The following is a 504-nucleotide window of genomic DNA, read 5'->3' on the forward strand; positions in this document are numbered from 1 at the left end:
GTGTGTTTTATCATTCCCTGGTGGTTTTTAGTACAACAAATGTTCAAAAGCCCACCAAAGCGAAAAAATTGGTGCTGATTATAGCGCTAAATTACCTATTTCAGCAAAACTCTCGTAAAGTGCGTACAGGAGATACAAACAATAAAGAATGATGGATAATTTACCCCTTCGACTTGGTTTAACCATGTGGTCTCACAACCAATGGCAACAAAGCTTTTACGGTAGTGGAACTAAACCTGCTGAGCGTTTAGAAAAATACGCTCAGGTATTTCATACTGTGGAAGGAAATACCACCTTTTACGCCACTCCGACACACAACACGGTGCAAAACTGGAAAGCCGCGACTCACGACGATTTCAAATTCACGTTTAAGTTGCCCAAAGCCATCACCCACGAACAAATGCTCAAAGGCTGTAGCGAGCAGTTACGTGACTTCATGAAAGTCATGGAGCCGCTGCATGAACGAGTCGGTCAATGGACGATTCAGCTTCCTGCCGCTTTTGG

1 protein-coding gene is annotated in these 504 nt (G+C 43.7%); it reads left to right on the forward strand.

Annotated elements, in window-relative coordinates:
* Positions 1 to 151: 151 nt before the first annotated feature.
* Positions 152 to 504 (forward strand): DUF72 domain-containing protein (locus tag R7Z49_RS27955; RefSeq protein ID WP_318112914.1); only part of this gene is annotated, 353 nt, incomplete at its 3' end.

Origin of the sequence: Vibrio sp. 1562 (assembly GCF_033340155.1) — a bacterium.
Classification (GTDB): Bacteria; Pseudomonadota; Gammaproteobacteria; order Enterobacterales; family Vibrionaceae; genus Vibrio; species Vibrio alginolyticus.